Consider the following 16,617-nt stretch of genomic DNA (forward strand, 5'->3'; position numbering starts at 1 on the left):
TTACCGCAGCTAACAAACCTCCTTGAGACTCTCAAAAGATCGAATCCAAAAGCGGTCCTACCACACTGGCCGGAAATGCCTTTTCTACGATCGCAATCACGCCCAGCTTCCGCACGGGATCAAGCACCCGCGGTTCCGTTTCGGTCGTGACCATGATAATTGGAATCGCGGCCGTGGACGGGTTTTGCTTCAAATAGCTGACCAGCGCCCTGCCATCCATTAGTGGCATATTGTAGTCCGTCACAATTAAATCGCAAATTTCGCGGGCTGCCACAGCAATCGCGTACGCGCCGTCGGGAACTTCCTGAAACTGCGTGAAACCCAGTCCCTGCAACACAGTGCGGACCTGCACTCGCGCCGTGGAGCTGTCATCGACAATCAGGACACGTAGCGCAGCGCGATTGGATTTGCCGGGCAATCGGCCCGCAGTTGCTTGAGCGGGAGTCAATGTCATCGAGGCACCGGTCACTTGCTTCACTGCCTGGGACAATTGCTCGGGTGTGAAGGGCTTATGGAGCAATTGCACGCGATGCAGGGCAATCAGTGCCGCGGAATCGGCCTCGCTACCCTCGCTGGTGATCAGCACAAAACCGGGCGATTCGCCCTTGAATTCCTCGCGAATCTGACCAGCCAATTGGAGACCATCAAGATCGGGCAAATGGAGCGCCGAGATCACTGCCTTGGGGCGGAGTTTACGTACGAGTTCGATGGCATCATTGCCTTTCGACGCAGCGCCGAGCACCGCATAGGACTGTTCCTGTAAGTAGCCCTTGATAATGGACGCTTGCACGCGCGAAGGTTCGACGATCAGCACCGACGCTTGCGAAGTGCTGGTGCCGCTCTCCATGGTTTGCTCGGAGATCCGAGTATGAACCGTGGAGCCGCCTGAGCCACTATCGCCAAACGTGATCTCCATGCCTTGACCAGGCTCAATTGCATCTGTTGGGAGATCTCGGGCGATGGTTTCTAATTCTGCAACCACTTCCGACATCGACTGAATGCGATCAGCCGGTTCTTTGGCGAGCATCCGCTGGAACAGGCCGTCTAGAGCAGCAGGCACTTCGGATCGGACGGCAGAGAGCGAAGGAATCTGGGCGTCGCGATGCTTGAGTAGAACGGACATCATTGTTGGTCCGCTGAACGGCGGCCTTCCCACCAATAGAAAGTAAAGTGTGCATCCCAGGCTATAGATGTCGGCCCGATGATCAATCGTCGTGGAATCAACCGCCTGCTCCGGTGGCATGTAATCAGCCGTGCCAATCACGCCACCTGCCATCGTTACATCGAAACCACTTGCTGGGCCTGTCGCGCCGTGATTCAGCCGAGCGAGGCCAAGGTCGGTTACTTTGACCACGCCTTGTTCATCGAGCAACAGATTGTGCGGCTTGATGTCGCGGTGGATGATCCCTTGCGTATGAGCGTACGCCAGACCTCGAGCTGTTTGCAGGATGCAATGCACGGCGAGGGAAACAGGAAAGGCTCCCTGGGCCGCTACACAGGCTGCCAGATCGCGCCCGTTCACAAGTTCCGTCACGAGGAAATGGCCGACTTCGGATTCGTCGGCATCATACGCCATGACGACGTTGGGATGACCCAGACTCGCGATCGTTTCCACTTCACGCTGGAAACGCTTCACGAAGACTGGGTTCTGCGAGAGATTGCCCGCGAGAACTTTGAGCGCTACTAGTCGCTTCATACGGCGGTGCCGAGCCTTGAACACCGTGCCCATCCCGCCCGCACCCAAACGGTCCAGGACGTCGTAATTGCCAATTCGCAGCGTCGACCCACGTCCCTCGCAAAGGGCATCAATTTGAAACCGAGTCAATAAGTCTGGAGCCGTGAGTAATTTGGCCAGTAGTTGCGAATCGTTGTCCGCTGATGCGAGCAAAGAGTTCAGTGTTTCGTCGCTAACGAGGCCACTCTCCCGCAGAGCTTTGGAAAAGTCGGCGAACGACGCGGATTCGAGGCGAGTATTCGCTTCCATAGGTGGATGAACCGTCCGGCTTCCGCCGCGCAGGGTGTTTCTCAGGTGAGAAGCTATATGGCTGACCAATTCACAGCTCGAGAACCTGCTGGAAGTTCAATACAGCAAGCAGCTAGCCATCGTAACTATCGGCAGGTCGGCTTCCAACTCATTTGAACTTCAACGGCTCTCGCCCGCCACTCCGCAGTCGATGCAACACATTCGACAAGCTGCCTTTCGTGCCTTTTGCTCATGGGGCAATAGTCGGAGGCGTGTCGGTCCGAAGCGGTACCATACAGAAACCGCTTAACGAAGAAACAAGTTGTAGATGGGGTTCGCGGTTTCATCGACGTAGCGGTAACCCAAGGTGTCGATCAGATCTCGAAAGCCTGACAACTCGTTCTCCGGGACTTGGATGCCAATGAGGATCTTTCCATAGTCGGCTCCGTGGTTGCGATAGTGGAATAGGCTGATGTTCCAAAGTGGATTCATGCCCGCGAGAAATCGCATTAGCGCGCCGGGACGTTCAGGAAATTCGAAACGGTAGAGCTGCTCCCTGCCACTAAGACGGCTCCGTCCCCCAACCATGTATCGCAGATGCGTTTTTGCCAGCTCGTCTTTGTCGAGGTCCAAAGCAACGAATCCTTGTGAGGCTAACGTACGGCTGATTTCCGGAACTTCATCCCGATTTCCGATTGCCAACCCGACGAGGACGTGAGCCTGCTGCTCATCGGAAATGCGATAGCTGAATTCGGTCACGTTCCGTTGACCAATCGCTTCGCACAGACGGCGAAAGCTTCCTCGCTCTTCCGGAATGGTGACGGCGAATAGAGCCTCGCGTTCTTCGCCCGCTTCTGCCCGCTCGGCCACGAAACGCAAACGGTCGAAATTCATATTCGCACCGCAGGCGACAGCCACCAGACTTTCTCCCTGCAGACGATGCTGCGCGATGTATTGCTTCATCCCGGCAATGCCCATTGCGCCGGCCGGCTCGAGAATGCTGCGAGTATCTTCGAAGGCATCCTTGATGGCAGCGCAGACGGCGTCGGTATCGACCGTCTGGAAGTCGTCGACCAACTCCCGCGTCAGACGGTATGTTTCCTGGCCCACGGCCTTGACCGCGGTTCCGTCAGAAAATAGTCCCACGTCCGCGAGCGCGACGGGGTGGCCGGCTTGGATCGATTGAAGCATGGCCTGGGAGTCGGCCATCTGTACACCGATGACTTTGATCTCCGGCCGCACCGCCTTGATATAAGCGGCTACGCCAGCGATCAACCCTCCGCCGCCAATAGCCACGAACACGGCATGCAAGGGATGTTGATGTTGCCGGAGGATCTCCATTCCGACGGTCCCTTGGCCAGCAATCACATCGGGATCGTCAAACGGGTGCACAAAGACGTATTGGTGTTGCTTTTCCAACTCGACAGCATGGGTATAAGCGTCGGAATAGCTGTCGCCGTACAGAATGACTTCACCACCGAGCGACCGAACGGCATCGGATTTGAGCCGCGGTGTTGTAACAGGCATGACGATGATGGCGCGGCACCCCAGTCGACGTGCGCTCAATGCAACCCCTTGCGCGTGGTTTCCTGCTGAAGCACACACCACTCCTCGCGCCAGTTCGCTGGGGGAAAGTCGCACCATTTTGTTGTACGCACCGCGCAGCTTGAAACTGTGGACGGGCTGAGTGTCTTCGCGCTTCAACCAGATTTGGTTGCCCAAGCGCAGTGATAATTTCTTCGCCAGCTCTAGCGGCGATTCGATCGCGACGTCGTAAACGCGGGCGTTGAGAATTCTCTGCAAATAGTCTGTCGGGCATCGTTCCATAAGTCGTCGCGTCCAGGCACCGTGGTTCTCCCAGCACAAGCCATCGATTTTAACACGGGGCATGTCGCGACGCAGATGCTGACTGAAAGGTCGCGCGAGTTGCTGCTTGCCGTGGCTTCAAGGAACTTTGAGCAGCCCCCTCTTTTTGAACTCCTTCTGCCACTTGTCGAGCGTAGGCAACAACCCTTACTACATCGATGCAGCGCCTGAGAATTCGAAAGACCGCTTCGCCACAGAAGAGCCTGATACTCGGCTCGATGGTTCTTACCCTCATTTCGAGGCGACCTCGCGACAACGACTGCGAAGCCATTCGGCTGCTAAGGAAAATAGGTTTGCGAATTAAAACCCATTTCGCTTCTAGCCCTTCCTTTCGCCAACGCGAACCTACCTGCGATGCCGAAGCAGATTATCTCCAGTGGTTTCGTACCAGTGCAAAGTTTGAATGCTCCGTTTCTAGAGTTCCACTAAAGTAGTACCGCCATGCATCAATCCGTCACGCGCTGGCTTCAATCGATCCAGGCATCCCTCCTGACAGGGAGGTCCGCGTCGACGGAGCGAGCCAAACGCGGTATGCGCCGCGTTGCGCGGAAGTCACTGCGTCTGGAGACGTTGGAAGCTCGTTCGATGTTTGCGGTTGCTGTTGTCGACAATGGCAGCGAGTTGGTCATCTCGACGAACGCGAACGATAACGTGACGATTTCCGCTGCGGCCGGAATCTTGTCAGTTTCCAGTGCGACTGGCCTAGTCAATGGCAATCCTGCATCAGGTGGCGTCTCCACCGCGACTTTCGACCTCGTCGACTTCACAACCATTAATGTGTTTAGCGAAAACGCAACTGCGCTGAGATTCGAGAACGCCGAGATCGCTGGCAGTGCCGCGTTCGCCAACGAGTCGATCACCGCTATTGCGAACCATATTGACCTGACAACGGGACCCCTCAGTGTGAGCGGGCTGAATCTTGCGACTGCGGTTCTTGGTGCTTCGATCACCATCGATCAGCCGATTAATTCAACGGGCAATGTAAGCATCGTGCCCCTCGGCGCGAGTATTGAGCTGCTAGCTCCGATTAACGCGACGGGCAGCAACGTCGCACTGCACGCAGGAACTTTGGTGCCATCCAACTTTACGGTTACGCAGACTTCCGCCGGGGCGATCACGGCTGCTTCGGTATTCGCGCAAGGCGCTGGTGGAGTTGAACTGTCGCAGGCCGCGAATGTAGTGGGAACAATCGCAGGCAGTGCTGGGACGGGCAACTTTAATTTCCACAACGACGGAAACCTGACAGTTGGATTGGTGAACGTCAACGGAATTCAGACGACTGACGGCAACGTCAGTTTGTCGGTCACAACTGGTCATTCCATCACCATGAACAGGCCAGTCGCCGCCAACGGCACGGGCAAGACAGCCACGCTCGCTGCCGACACCATCGATCTTGATGAGGGACAAAGTCTCAACGCCGAAAACGTCGTGCTGCAAACAGTCAACGCTGGCGTCAACATGACTCTGGGGGGCGCTGGCCTGACCGATGGTGAACTCAACGCAATCAATGCCACCAACCTCAAGCTTCAAGCAGCGGGCACCATCACCGTTTCTGGCGCGATCACCCTTGGCGACAAGGTAACTCACCTAATCACGCTGAACGCTCCTGCGGTCAACGTCGCCAACAGCATCAGTGGGAACTCTTCGACCGGTACGCTCCGTTTCGAAACCAACTCCCTCGCCACGAACGGTGCCATTTCGCAGTCGGTTTCTGCGCCTGCAGTCGAGATCGTCACGACGGCCAATGTCGCCTTCAATAACACGTTCAATTTCGGCGGAATGGACTTTACGAGCAACGAACTGGCAGCTCTCGACGAGAACACTGTCGGCACGCTACGGATTATCACGAGTGGCAACATTTCCTTTGCGGACGTGCTGACCAACTTCGCGAATGGATTCTCGCTGACATCGAACGGTGTCGTCGCGCTGCAAGCGAGCGGCACGATCACGACGAGCGCGGGTGGAGCCATCGGCGCGTCGCTGTTGGCTGCCAAGGCCGGCTCGGTTGCTCTCACGGGTTCCAGCAACACCGTTGGTACTCTCGCCGGTTCGGCCTCGAGCGGAGACTTCGAAGTCAGCGGCAGCACTGCTATGACGATCGCCACGGTGGATGTTGGTGGCCGAGGCATCGGCGCCACGGGCATCAATGTCACTGGAGCCGGCAATGGAATTTCCGTAACGGCCGGCGGAACGCTGACGGTTAACCAGGTAGTAATCGCTCCGGGAGGTATCAGCCTCACCACCACTGGAGCGACCTCCGATTTGATCGTCCAGCATAATGTCGTTGGCGGAGTTGCTTCGACAGGCGGTGCTACCTCGCTCGGCTCTGGACGCGACATCTTCCTTGGCACTGTGAGTGGATCTGGCAATGTGAGCGGACAAGGCCTCATTTTGAACGCTGCCGGAAATGTAGTTCTGGATAACCTTACTCATGTGCAGTCGAGCGGCGCGGCCGGAGTGACAGTGACGGCCGGTGGCAATGTTCGGATTGTCCAAACGACCGCTAGCGGATCTGTTTTTAGCAGCAATTCCAACGGCGCTCCCGTTTCCATCACGACCGGTGCTGGTCAAGCGTTTTTGCTCGACCCGGGAGCTACCGGTGGAGTCGCGGCAAGTGGTGGCAGCGTTACCATCAACAGCGATGTCTTCACCCTGACGTCCGGTAAAATAACAACCCTGGGAACTGTCACGCTTAAACCCGTCACCACCAATCGCGCGATCACGGTGGGATCAGAAGTTGTTGGGAACGTGAGCCTGTCAGACGCGGAACTCGACTTGGTTGAGGCAGCAACTCTAGTCGTCGGCTCGGCGACAACCGGTGCGATTACCGTCACGGCCGATATCACGCGCACGGCTAGCACTTCGGTCGAACTCATTTCCGCCAGCAGTATCGTCCAGAACAGCGCGGCTGGTTCGTTCAACACCGGTGGCGGCGCTCTGCTGCTCACTCCCGGCGGCACGGCAGAATATCAGCCGAATCGCAGCGGTACCGACGTTATCGCCAGCGCCGCGAACTTCACCAGCGGCAGCGATTTGAGCATCGTCCTCGACGGTACGACGGTCGACACGCAGTACACGCAGCTGAATGTTGCTGGTGTAGTCGATCTGACCGATGTTGATCTCGACTTATCCGGTACCTACGCACCCGTGCTGGGCAATGTTTTCACAATCGTTTCGGCGACCAGTCGAACCGGAACCTTCAACGGACTGGCCGACAACGATGAGATTACGTTGAACGGCGAAAAGCTGCGCATCAACTACACCGCCACCAGCGTGACGCTGACCGCCATTGGCGATCCGCCGGTCGTGGATACTGTCGGGCCATTCTCGATTCCTGAGTACAGCGCGAATGCAACTGCGGTTTGCACCGTGACGGCGACCGACCCTGATGCGAACCCGACATTCACCTGGTCTATCACAGCCGGCAACACGGGCGGAGCATTCGCGATCGACAATGACGGGGTGATCTCGGTAGCGGATAGCAGCGAGCTGGTTTTCACCGTCAATCCAACATTCACGCTCACGGTGCAAGTCAGCGACGGGATCTACACCGATACCGAATCGGTCACGATCAATGTGACCAATGTTGCCGACTACGACTTTGGTGATGCCCCGCTCAGCTACGGCATTGCTCAGCATTACGAAGGTGCCACTGGCACCGGTCCGCTGCTGGGGACTCGCGACTACGAGTCCGCGAGCCAGCCCAACGCAACGGCAACCGGCGATGATTTGGCAGGCACAGACGACGAAGATGGCGTGACATTCAGTTCGACCACGCTAGTGCCCAGATTCGAATCCACGATTACGTTGAACGCGAGTGCGGCCGGCATTGTAGACGTTTGGATCGACTTCAATCGCAACAATACGTTCGACGCCAACGAACGAATCGCCAATGGTCTGAGTGTCAGCGCTGGTGTGAATACCTTGGACGTCTCGGTACCCGAAGGTGCCATTTCAGGCACGACCTACGCCCGATTCCGCATCAGCACAGCGGGTTCCTCGCTACCTACGGGTTTAGCGGCCGATGGTGAAGTGGAAGATTATCAACTCACCATTCAAGCACTGCCTGTCGGTTCAGCCCAAGTGATTGACGACGTGCTGGTAATCAATGGTCGCGACAACATCAGCGATGCGATCGTTGTCCGCACCACGGCTCCGGGTGTTGTGACCGTCTACATTGCCCCGGGCGTAGCGGCGAGCACGTTCTCCCTGGCATCCTTTAGCAGCATCACGATCTTCGGTCGCTCGGGCAACGATTCCATCGTGATCGAATCGACTGCCGCCAAGCCAATCACCAAACCCAGCACCATCTACGGCGATGCCGGTAACGACACCATCTCTGGTGGCGGCGGTGCCGATACGATCATCGGGGGTGATGGCCTTGATCTCATGGCCGGCAACGCCGGGAACGACACTTTCGTCGGCGGTGCTGGAAACGACATCATCGTGGGCGGAGCTGACACCGACAAGATCATCGAGCAGCCGGGAGCGGCGACCATCTCGAGCACGCTGCTGCGAGTCGGAACTTCGAGCGATACCTACAGTCAGATCGAGCAGATCGAACTGACTGGCACCACCGGCTTTGACTACTTCGCATTCAATAACCTGACCGCGAATGTACTCATTAATGGCCAAGGCGGCAGCGATGCCGTGGCCTATACCGGCGATGGCAACTTCGTACTGTCGGATTCGCTTCTTGCTCGCACCGCGGGAACTACGACCTCGACCGTCAGTACGACCGGCATTGCGAGCGTGACGTTGACCGGTGGTGCCACGAACAACAAGTTCACCGTGACCGATTGGACGCGCCTGCTCGCAGTCAATGGCGGCGGTGGCACGGACACCATCGAAGATGTCGGTAGCGAAAACTATGTGCTGACACCGGTACAGTTGCAACGACCGAACAAGCCAGCGGTAGCCCTCAGTCTTGTCGAGCATGCCATCCTCACTTCGGCCGCTGGCGCAGTAGATAGCAAGTTTACGCTCGATAGCTGGGCCGGGACTGCAGCCCTAACGGCTGGAGCCGGTACCGATACCTTGGCGGTCGTTGACAATGCCACCACGATGACGCTGACCAACACGAGCGTCGCGCGAATCGGACGTGGAACGATCACCTTCAATGGTTTTGAGGCCGCTGAATTGACGGGCGGAGCCGGAGCTAACACGATCAATGCGGCTGCTTACAGCGGCAAGTTGCAACTCGATGGCAAGGGCGGCAACGACACGCTGACCAGTGGTTCTGGCGTGGCAATCGTCTTTGGCGGAGAAGGAAACGACACTCTCGTCGCGGGAAGTGGTCCTGCGGTACTCGTCGGAGGCAATGGCAACGACATACTCCGAGCAGGAGCAGCACCGACAGGCGGTTCCGCAGCGGGTCATGCGATCTTGATTGGAGGTGCCGGTGCCGACAAACTCACCGGCGGCGCAGGTGAGGATCTGCTCATCGACAGCTCGACCGACTTTGACCTGCTCGCCGCCGATCTCGCAAATCTGCTTGCTCACTGGACGGCGGCCGGGACGTATGCCACACGTTCGGCACAACTCGCCACTGATCTCAGCGGTCAACTCAATCCCGACGGCGTCTCCGATACCCTCGCCGGCGGAACAACAGCCCTCGACCTGTTCTTTGCCAACCTCACTGGTACGACGCTTACCAAGGACAAACTCACCGACCTCAACAAGCCGAGCACGGAAATTACCAACAACAACGTCTAAGAACGCAGTGATTGGTGCGATCTAAAGGTGCGTTGGTCAAATCTACCGCGGTGAATCGGTCTGTGGACGCGTGTCGGCGCCGAGGGCCGCGTCACTGCAAAGCCGATCAAATATGCTTCCGCTCACGATTTACGCCAATCTTGCGGGGAGCAGTTGAGAATTGCTGCTGTGCCACCGTTCGGAATCTGCCCAGTCATGCGGCACGCTTCATGGAAGACGACTCGGCAGCACAATGTTCCAGGAGACGTTCAGCGGGAAGCAGAAGTGCTGAAGCAGTGCCTTAGGTGACCAGACGAAGGTAGCACAGCTTCCAAGGAAGCCGGAAGGGACTTCAAGCCGTCATAGGTCCTTCAATCAGACGTTTCGCACCATTTCCGGCACAAATTCCAGTTCCAGTTTGGACAATGTCCCTGGGTACATAACCCAAGAAATGAAAAAAGCCGCTCGACGTAAGTCGTTGCGGCTCTAAGTACACCCAAGAGGGCTCGAACCTCTAACCTTCGGTTCCGTAGACCGATGCTCTATCCAATTGAGCTATGGGTGCATTGCGGTGGAGAGGAGCATGAACTTCTCGCCACCAGCGAAGTGGGTAGTTTATCAACGAAGGGCGGGGCAGGCAACACGGCAGCGGCGCGTGGGTACGGAAGAAATTCTGCTGCGGCTGACAATGGGGCCGCACGGTCGCAAAAGTCCGCAAAGTTGCCATGCAGGGAATTGGTCACATCGGCTGGCCAAAAGATGCTCAGCCGAGAGAAATATGCTCGGGCAAGCAGCGAGTTAGGCTTCGACGAGCGGGTCGCCGACGTACAGTTGCAGGATTTGGCTCTGAACCTTGATGGCTCGGATGAGGACCCAGATTTGTTCCGGCGTGAACTTGCGCGGGTCCGACTTAGCCAGGGATTCGAGTTCTTCGGTCATCGCCGCGTGCTGATCGGTTGCCGCCTGCAGGCGCAGGCCCATCTCGCGCCAAGTGGCGGTGAGCTTGCGGTCATCGCGCAACACATCGACATTGTTCGTGGCATTGGCGAGCAACAGGCAAAGACGGGCAACATCCTTCGTCTCCGCGCCGGGTTGCAGCGTTTCGATTTTGTGGGCAAGTTCCTGGCAATTCATAGCTCAAGCCTGTTACTCAAAGCGGTGATAATCGTTGCAGTTCTCGACGAGGTGGGGAGAACGCGCGGCCGCAGCCACTCGGGGAAGAGAGCTGCGGACACCGACAACGAGCCGACTCCGCGGATCGTCGCCGCCGATCAACAAACACTCTTGGCCCCACCGCTGGGAGCAGAATAACGTGCAGAACGTCATTCTCAGGGCCGGCCTGACAAGCCATCCATGGTCAGGCTGCGAGCATTCGGTTAATCGACATCCGAACTTTAGCTCAGAATCCCAACTCTCGCCAGAAAAACGCAAGTTTGTGTAACCGTGCCAGTTACGGCGGCATTCAGCAATTATCTGCACGCGTTTTATGGAAGATTCGTCCGCGTTAAAACCGCTGCGATCGTTTCGTTCGCAGCGGGGAGCCGCACATTCGGTGTTCAATCGGGTGAGATATCACTACCGTTGTAGCTGCATGGGAATCGTCAGCGGTGGTGGCGGCAACGAGAGCTTGCCGTGACCAACTTCGGTGAGCGTGGCCGAATATTCGTGCAGCAACTCAAGAGTCGCGCGAAATTCGAGTCGATCGTGCAGCTTGCGATACTGCGGGTCACGAGCCACCGAGTCAAATCGCTGCATCACAGCGCCCAGTGTCTCGGGAGCAGGCGATTTCCCCGCTTCATAAACTTCGGCTGGCAGCGCGAGATACCGCTTCCAAGAGTCATCGACGATCGTATTCAACACGGTTGCCGAACGAGCCAGTTCGCTGCGCACGAGTTCGACGCGCTGGCCAGCATCGACAGGTTGCAGTGGTGCACCTTCGACGATCATTGGACCATCAGCGGCGACCGTGTACTTGATCAGTGATTCCAGCAACTTCACGGCCCCTTCAGGAGCGGGGGTGGGCATGCCGTTGGGGCCTGGACGGTAATAAGCCATTTCCATCGCCGGTTCGAGTTGAATCACCGAACCATCGAGCGAAACGCCAGCAAACAGGCCGCGGCTGCGAGAGTAGGAATAGATCTCGGCTTTGAGTTCCAGGTCGGTTGCTGCTTCGGCGCGACGTCCGACTGGACCTGCCGCTGCGGCAGCATCGGCACCAATCGTGAACTTTCCTTGAAGCAGTCCCGAGACACTCTTCTTGGACTTGAAGACGAGAATAAAGTCGGTCGATTGCGCACCAATCTGCCAGCCAATGCTGCCACCGGTGATCGACACAAAGCGAGGCAAGCCGAAGTTTCGCTGTTCATCGCGAATCATCACCACACCACGGCCGCGCTGCACGCCAGCGACGAGCCCAACCTTAATCACGTTGGGAATGACTGCGACCGCCTCAGCATCTTGCAGCAGCGACTCGGGAATCCGCTTGAGAGGAACGGTCATGATCTCGTGCAGCGAGGTCGTCGCCTGGTCGACTATTTTGCCCTCATCGGCCGCTTGTGCCGGCGTACCGCTGGAGATCACCGCGAGACCTACGGCCAAAACCATCCACTGAATGCGTTTAAACATGCTCGAATCCTTCCACCCCGTGGGGTGCACGTCGCGTCCGAAATCCAACCGGCAGGCCGAGTTTCCGCTTTATTTCTGCAGGAGAACTCTACCAGATAAGTACGGAGCAGAACAATTTCAGTTCGCCGCAGCTGGCGGCGGCATTCACCAGTCACGGATGAGTACAAATGCCAGCTGAATCCGCTTAGGTCGTAAGCCTTGTCGCGCAAACCAGTTCCTGCCAGTCGGCCAGTTGTTCAAATTGGCGCAAGTCGTTTGGCAGCAAGCTCCCGGTTTGGCTAAGATAGGGCTTCTCAGGAACTGCTGTTCTGGGCTAATCGTCAGGGAATCAGGTCGCCGAGGTCGGCAATCATCAAAGGGAAATTGGTATGTCCAAAAGCGGTTGGCTGAACCGGCTCGTGGTTTGTTTCGTCGCCCTCTCATGGAGCGCTGGTGGCGTCGCTTGGGCTGCTCCGACCAAGGAGCAGCAAAAGGAAATCGACGCGATTTCGACCCTGATGACGAAGGCAGGCAATCTGTTCCAAAACGGCAAGCACAAAGAGGCGGCCGAAGCAGTCATCGAAGGACAGGGGCGGCTGGAGAAGATCGCCGCCGTCGGCGATGACCAAATCACGAACGCGCTGGCCCCAATTCACAAACGCTTAACCAATGCACACGCGCTGCTCGAGCTCGAAGGCGTGACGTTGCCCGAACTGAAGCCTCTTGCCGCACTCGCTGCCAAGCCCGATCCCAAACCGGCCGCCGGCGGTACTGCTCCTGCTGCCGGTGAAGTGAGCTTCACCAAGCAAGTGGTGCCGATCTTGAATGCTCGTTGCGGTGGCTGCCATGTACGCAAGGCCAGCGGCATGTTCTCGATGGCCAGCTATGCGGCTCTGATGAAGGGACCGCCAGCGGGACTCGTCATCTTCAAGGGCGACGGCAAGGGCAGCGTGCTCATGGAAAAGATCGACGACGGCGAGATGCCGCCGAGTGGCCAAAAAATTCCTGCCATGGAAATCGAAACGCTCCGCAAATGGATCACCGAAGGCGCCAAGTTCGATGGCACTGATCCCATGGCCGATCTCAACGCTGTGGCTACAGCCGGCACGCCAATGCCTGCAACTGCTCCCATGGTTCAAATCGCCACGGGCAAAGAAACCATCAGCTTTGCGAAAGACATTGCTCCCGTCCTCTCGGCCAGTTGCATGGGTTGCCACGGCACCAATCGCCCGCGCGAAAACTTCAGCGTGAATACGTTCGAAAGTCTGCTCAAGGGTGGCGATGCGGGCGTCAACATTCTGCCCGGCAAGCCTGCCGAGAGCCTGCTCATTAAAAAGCTCAAGGGAACCGCTGCCGATGGTGGCCGCATGCCGCTCAATCAACCGGCTCTCGACAACGCGATTATTGCCAAGTTTGAGAAGTGGATCGAAGAAGGCGCCAAGTTTGATGGCCCCGATGCGAAACAAGCGGTAAGTGAGTTGGCCGCGATTACCAAAGCCATCAATTCGACGCACGAGCAACTGAGCCAGGATCGCGCAGCACTGGCGATGCAGCACTGGAATTTGACTTTGCCTGGCGATCAACCGGCCCGGATCGAAACGACCAACTACCTCGTGCTGGGAAATGTTGGTCCCAATACGCTGACCGAAATTGGCGACCAGGCCGAAGCGCTCGCACCCAAGGTGGCAGAAGTCTTCAAGGCACCAGCCGATCAGCCGCTCATCAAAGGTCGGCTGTCGCTGCTCGTCTTCCGCGATCGCTACAGCTACAGCGAGTTCGGCAAGATGGTCGAGAAGCGAAGCCTGCCCCAAGCTTGGCGCGGTCATTTCAAATTCAGCACTGTCGATGCCTACGCAGGGGTCGTTGTGCCGAAGGCTGGCACCAGCCAGGATTATTCGATTCAAGGTTTGATCACTCAGCAACTGGCCGGCACCTACATGGCTTCGCTGGGTAAAGGCGTGCCGCATTGGTTTGCCGATGGCACCGGTCGAGTGGTCACCGCGCGTCTATCGCCCGGAGATTCGCGCGTCAATCAATGGAACGAAGCGGTCCCCGGAGTGGTCGGCTCGATGATGTCATCCGATGCCTTCCTCAACGGCAATATGGAACAAGAGGCTGCAGATATCGCAGCCTACAGCTTTGTTCGCTCGCTCATGACGGACAGCCGAAAGTTCCAAATCTTGGTCGACAATCTGCGCAAGGGCGGAGAATTCAACAAGACCTTCTCGGAAGTTTACGGTGGCAGCCCCGCCCAACTGACCGCTGCCTGGGCTCCCAAAGCGGCCACTTCCAAGCCGAAGACCGCCCGCCCGCTGCCAAAGAAATAGTTTGGTTGCCGTGATGTCGCTACTCGCGATTACCAATCGCGAGTGGCGATGACGTCCTCAATATCGACGTCCTCAAAACCGTAAGCTTGGACGATAAAGGCAAAGTCCTCGGCCATCACTTCGCGAGCGCCCGTTTCCAGTTCGCTGTCGTTATCCTCAAACTCCTCGGAGAGGCCGTTGATCCGCTCCGTGGCGGCATGCGTCAGCTGCAATAGCGATTCCTCGTCCTCGGGCTTATCCGCTTCAATCTGCTCGCATAGCTCGAGCAAGATGGCCTTTACCTTGTCGACGAGAAAGTCCGGAAAGTACCCGTCTTCATACATGCCGGCAAGAAACTCATAGTCCTTCATCTTCTTGTTCGTGATGGGCATCGCCAACTCCACATCAGGCGTTTGACTCGTTGTAATCCTACGCAACAGTCGCGATAGCGTAGGACGTTGCGTAATGATCGTCAAGCATTTCCGCAGGCTTGCATACGGATCAACAAGACTGAACCAAGCCGTGGCAGTCAATTTGTCATTGCCGACACACACCGAAACGTCCAAGAACTCGCGGGGTTATTGGACACGTACCGATTCCTGCTTTTTATCGAAAGTTGCTGCCGTTCCATGACTTGCGACGCTCAAGCATCTTTTTCCACACGCTCTTTTTGTCCAGTAACCGGGCGGCTTCTTGGACAGGCAGCTCGATCTCTACTGCGGCGTTCCACCTCGCAAGCACGACGTAATTACGACGCGCTGCGCCCCGTGCATCGAATCCACCAAGCTGTGAGAGAACTTCCCAACATTAGCTCATTTTGGTGAGCTATTGTCAAGTATCTATTTTGTAAATTCCAAGTGAGTCGTGACGAACAAAAGCTGTCCATGCCAATGGTCCCGAGCGCAAAAGCCAATGAACCACCGCCGCAGGGGCGGTGGCGTTTGTTGCCGAAAATCTGACGCTCTGACTCCTGACCCTCTGACTCCTGACCCTCTGACTCCTGACCCTCTGACTCCTGACCCTCTGACTCCTGACCCTCTGACTCCTGACCCTCTGACTCCTGACCCTCTGACCTACGGCTCCGGCACAAACCGATAAGTTCCGCCATGATTCTTGGCGATGCTTTTCATCGCTTCTTCGCCATCGCGTTGCCAGAATGCGATGGTGTGGATGACCGAACGAGGCCGTGTGCCAATTGCCGGATCGGACAAGGTGTTTTCGTCCTGCAGATAGCGGACGGTCTTGCCCCGGTCCGTGAACTTGCCATCCGAGAGAATGTAGATCGCATCGGGCTCCAGCGTGAGCGCGAACTTTACCGCCTCGAATGGATTGGTCTGCAATTCGTTCTTCACCGTCTTGATCCAGGTCACGCACTTCTTGATGTTCGTCATCGTCGCCGGTGCTGCGGTCTCTTCGGGAAACATCTCGTCGGGAAATTGCATTCGTTCGGCGTCGTTGTCGAAAAAGATTACATAGAACATTTGCTCGGGACTCAAACGCCGCAGCGAGTACTCGAGTTCTTCTTTCGCAGCGTCGAACTTGCCTCTGCGCATGCTGTTGGAACTGTCGACGATAAACACAAACTTCCGGCCGGCTGCCTTGACACCAAAAAACTCGGCCGCCTTCAGCGATGTGCCCGCTTCGCTCATGCCGGCTCCTTCGCCGGCGAACAGCCCGCCGATGTCACTTACACTGTCCACCTGCAGGTCACCTGCGCTCACACTCACTGCGCCCGCTTCTCCGCCCAACTCCATCACGTTGCTCACTTCGAGCTCAGCTGACGCCGCAGAGGTATCGAGCGGCTGCAAATTTTCCAGCGGCTCAAGTTTCAGCACTTCAACTTGCAGCAACTCGGGCTGTTCCTCCGCAAAGCTGGAGTCAAGAATCGTCGCTACTAACTTGGGATGCGTCGTGACCGTGAACAGGGCCAGCACCACAAGCAACAGCAGATGCACAGCCATGCTCACCAGCCAGCCGGGGGCATAGCGAATGGGAACTAGCGGTGCCGTGGCAGTTGCTTCAGCTTCACTTGGCAAAGGAGGTGGTGCGACTGCAGCCGGTGGTTGAACCATCGCTGCGGCTTTCGGCTGAAACTTAGGCGGCCGAACAATGGGCGGTACCGTTGCGGCAAGCGGTGCTTCAATTTGCAGACTGGAATCACTGACAGACGACATGGCCTGTCTC

8 protein-coding genes and 1 tRNA gene are annotated in these 16,617 nt (G+C 57.1%); 2 read left to right on the top strand and 7 right to left on the bottom strand.

Going from position 1 to position 16,617, the window contains the following annotated elements; translation table 11 throughout:
- Positions 1–31 precede the first annotated feature (31 nt).
- A complete protein-coding gene (locus tag NA78x_RS13250; RefSeq protein ID WP_425618931.1) occupies positions 32–1,984 on the bottom strand; it encodes a protein kinase domain-containing protein in 1,953 nt (650 codons plus the stop codon).
- A 285-nt stretch (positions 1,985–2,269) separates the two neighbouring features.
- Positions 2,270–3,790: a threonine ammonia-lyase, biosynthetic gene (ilvA, locus tag NA78x_RS13255; RefSeq protein ID WP_425618932.1), complete on the bottom strand. Its 1,521-nt coding sequence runs from the start codon at positions 3,788–3,790 to the stop codon at positions 2,270–2,272.
- A 624-nt stretch (positions 3,791–4,414) separates the two neighbouring features.
- On the opposite strand from ilvA, the gene NA78x_RS13260 reads away from it, so the two are divergent.
- Entirely contained in the window at positions 4,415–9,544 is a 5,130-nt protein-coding gene (locus tag NA78x_RS13260) for a beta strand repeat-containing protein (protein WP_425618933.1), read from the top strand.
- Positions 9,545–10,014: 470 nt separating this feature from the next.
- Here NA78x_RS13260 and NA78x_RS13265 read toward each other — a convergent pair.
- From NA78x_RS13265 to NA78x_RS13275, 3 genes are all read right to left on the bottom strand, one after another.
- Positions 10,015–10,088: transfer RNA gene (locus NA78x_RS13265), tRNA-Arg, on the bottom strand.
- A 233-nt stretch (positions 10,089–10,321) separates the two neighbouring features.
- The gene (locus NA78x_RS13270; RefSeq protein WP_425618934.1) at positions 10,322–10,657 is read right to left on the bottom strand and encodes a hypothetical protein; all 336 of its coding nucleotides are present in this window, start codon (positions 10,655–10,657) and stop codon (positions 10,322–10,324) included.
- Positions 10,658–11,098: 441 nt separating this feature from the next.
- Positions 11,099–12,148: a lipid-binding SYLF domain-containing protein gene (locus tag NA78x_RS13275; RefSeq protein WP_425618935.1), complete on the bottom strand. Its 1,050-nt coding sequence runs from the start codon at positions 12,146–12,148 to the stop codon at positions 11,099–11,101.
- 368 nt (positions 12,149–12,516) lie between these two features.
- Here NA78x_RS13275 and NA78x_RS13280 point away from each other — a divergent pair, with 368 nt between their 5' ends.
- A complete protein-coding gene (locus NA78x_RS13280; RefSeq protein WP_425618936.1) occupies positions 12,517–14,454 on the top strand; it encodes a c-type cytochrome domain-containing protein in 1,938 nt (645 codons plus the stop codon).
- 29 nt (positions 14,455–14,483) lie between these two features.
- Here the strand turns inward: NA78x_RS13280 and NA78x_RS13285 are convergent, their stop codons facing one another.
- Together NA78x_RS13285 and NA78x_RS13290 are read right to left on the bottom strand one after the other, a co-directional pair.
- Entirely contained in the window at positions 14,484–14,825 is a 342-nt protein-coding gene (locus NA78x_RS13285) for a DUF5713 family protein (RefSeq protein WP_425618937.1), read from the bottom strand.
- A 681-nt stretch (positions 14,826–15,506) separates the two neighbouring features.
- Positions 15,507–16,607, bottom strand: coding sequence for a VWA domain-containing protein (locus NA78x_RS13290; RefSeq protein WP_425618938.1), 1,101 nt, complete (start codon positions 16,605–16,607; stop codon positions 15,507–15,509).
- Positions 16,608–16,617: the final 10 nt, after the last annotated feature.

It is taken from the genome of Anatilimnocola aquadivae, assembly GCF_049819085.1.
In the GTDB taxonomy this organism is placed as follows: Bacteria; Planctomycetota; Planctomycetia; order Pirellulales; family Pirellulaceae; genus Anatilimnocola.

Bases quoted from the DNA above. Each gene is read 5' to 3' on its own strand.
- NA78x_RS13250 (WP_425618931.1), bottom strand. From the start codon at position 1,984: ATGGAAGCGAATACTCGCCTCGAATCCGCGTCGTTCGCCGACTTTTCC.
- ilvA (WP_425618932.1), bottom strand. From the start codon at position 3,790: ATGGAACGATGCCCGACAGACTATTTGCAGAGAATTCTCAACGCCCGC.
- NA78x_RS13260 (WP_425618933.1), top strand. From the start codon at position 4,415: ATGTTTGCGGTTGCTGTTGTCGACAATGGCAGCGAGTTGGTCATCTCG.
- NA78x_RS13270 (WP_425618934.1), bottom strand. From the start codon at position 10,657: ATGAATTGCCAGGAACTTGCCCACAAAATCGAAACGCTGCAACCCGGC.
- NA78x_RS13275 (WP_425618935.1), bottom strand. From the start codon at position 12,148: ATGTTTAAACGCATTCAGTGGATGGTTTTGGCCGTAGGTCTCGCGGTG.
- NA78x_RS13280 (WP_425618936.1), top strand. From the start codon at position 12,517: ATGTCCAAAAGCGGTTGGCTGAACCGGCTCGTGGTTTGTTTCGTCGCC.
- NA78x_RS13285 (WP_425618937.1), bottom strand. From the start codon at position 14,825: ATGCCCATCACGAACAAGAAGATGAAGGACTATGAGTTTCTTGCCGGC.
- NA78x_RS13290 (WP_425618938.1), bottom strand. From the start codon at position 16,607: ATGTCGTCTGTCAGTGATTCCAGTCTGCAAATTGAAGCACCGCTTGCC.